Source organism: Moorena sp. SIO3I6 (assembly GCF_010672095.1).
Map to the genome: position 1 here is coordinate 1 of NZ_JAAHHU010001722.1, position 1,043 is coordinate 1,043.

The 1,043-nt window shown below is 47.4% G+C and carries 2 protein-coding genes; one reads left to right on the top strand and one right to left on the bottom strand.

All coding sequences use genetic code 11. The annotated features are described in order from the left end of the window. Nucleotides 1–333 (top strand): 3-oxoacyl-[acyl-carrier-protein] synthase III C-terminal domain-containing protein (locus tag F6K49_RS52630; protein WP_293111077.1); only part of this gene is annotated, 333 nt, incomplete at its 5' end. Nucleotides 334–419: 86 nt separating this feature from the next. On the opposite strand, the gene F6K49_RS52635 is transcribed toward F6K49_RS52630, so the two are convergent. Beyond that, nucleotides 420–1,043, bottom strand: a 624-nt coding sequence (locus F6K49_RS52635; protein WP_293111078.1) for an ABC transporter ATP-binding protein, incomplete at its 5' end; no start/stop codon positions are given.

Below are 1,043 nucleotides of genomic sequence, written 5' to 3' on the forward strand. Positions count from 1 at the left end.
AAAGAGGTTTATCGCTTTGCGGTGCAAAAGGTACCGGAAGTGATTGAAAAAGCATTATTTCGAGCTGATATCAGCACTGAACAGGTGGATTGGCTGGTCTTGCATCAAGCTAATCAGCGGATTCTGGATGGAGTTGCTCAACGTCTAAAGATTCCTGAGCACAAGGTTCTCAGTAATGTCGCCCAATATGGTAATACCTCAGCGGCTTCTATACCTATAGTGTTGGATGAAGCAGTGCGGCTTGAGAAAATTAAATCAGGAGATATTATAGCTACCTCCGGCTTTGGTGCAGGATTGACTTGGGGAGCAGCGGTTTTTAAGTGGGGAAGGTAATTGAAGTACTCCAGCAGCATCCTGCTGACCAAGTTAATCATTGTTGACGGTTAACAATCAACAGTCAACCGCCAACGACTAAATTTTCACTGATTACTTATAACTGAAACTATAGAGTGAGGCTTTTCCAAACCATGAGACTCCATCAGCTGCTGATTAGCCATCACCTGTTGAGGAGGACCATCAGCAATAATTTGCCCTTCGTCAAGTAGCAAAACGCGATCGCATACTTCTAAAATCAGTTCTAGGTCATGGGAGGAAATCAGTATTGTCTCCTCGGACCCTTTCAAAAAGCTAATCAAGCGACGCCGGGAACGAAGGTCAAGATTGGCACTGGGTTCATCGTACAGCACTAGGGATGGACCCATGGCTAAAACCCCTGCGATCGCTACCATACACTTCTGACCCCCAGACAGGTTGTGGGGAACTCGAGCCGCTAAGTGTTCCACACCCGTCAGGGATAGGGCTTGTTGAACTCGCTGTTCAACCTCAACCGCTGGTAACCCCATATTCTCTGGTCCAAAGGCTACGTCATCCCAGACCGAGGGGGAAAATAACTGGTCATCGGGATTCTGAAACACCAGACCAATTTCTGGGCGAAACTCACCCGCTACCACGGGTTTGCCAAATAACAGCATCCCTCTTGCCCTAGTTGGTTTTAAAACGCCGCAGATGGTCAGAAATAGGGTAGTTTTACCAGCACCATTCGG